The organism is Knoellia aerolata DSM 18566, from assembly GCF_000768695.1.
Lineage (GTDB): Bacteria > Actinomycetota > Actinomycetes > Actinomycetales > Dermatophilaceae > Knoellia > Knoellia aerolata.
This window is the reverse complement of the sequence record NZ_AVPL01000224.1, coordinates 1-216: the sequence shown is the minus strand read 5'-3', so window position 1 is coordinate 216 and position 216 is coordinate 1. Positions and strand designations below refer to the sequence as shown.

The following is a 216-nucleotide window of genomic DNA, read 5'->3' as shown; positions in this document are numbered from 1 at the left end:
ACCAACGCGGCCGGCGACTACGAGATGATGAACATCGGCAACGTGGAGAACAAAGGGCTGGAGCTGGAGTGGAGCGGCCAACTGCCGCATAACTTCAACTACTACACCTCTTATACCTATACCCAATCGAAGCAGAAGAACGACATCGTCAGCAATGGCGGGCAGCCGCTGCCGACCTCAGGTAAAGAGGTGCCGAACGTGCCGAAAAACCTGCTG

The 216-nt window shown here is 56.0% G+C and carries 1 protein-coding gene; it reads left to right on the top strand.

The annotated features are described in order from the left end of the window. On the top strand, positions 1–216 hold a 216-nt coding region (locus tag N801_RS19425), incomplete at both ends, for a TonB-dependent receptor domain-containing protein (RefSeq protein WP_035941367.1).